This is a genomic window from Mesorhizobium delmotii, assembly GCF_900149755.1.
Taxonomy (GTDB): domain Bacteria; phylum Pseudomonadota; class Alphaproteobacteria; order Rhizobiales; family Rhizobiaceae; genus Mesorhizobium; species Mesorhizobium delmotii.
Map to the genome: position 1 here is coordinate 443,890 of NZ_FUIG01000024.1, position 212 is coordinate 444,101.

Consider the following 212-nt stretch of genomic DNA (forward strand, 5'->3'; position numbering starts at 1 on the left):
CGACGATAACGGCATTTCTGATGACCAATAACGGACGTTCCGCATGGTTCGTCGGAGTGCTGCTGCTGATGGTCTATCTGATCTTCGCCATGACGATCTACCTTCTGCCACCGCAAGTTTAGGAAGGTGGGTGGAGCGTGGTTCCGTCACGGCGAATACCAGAGGTGAACACCAAGGATGGGCTGACCGCAGGTTTGGGCGCGCCAGGAGCG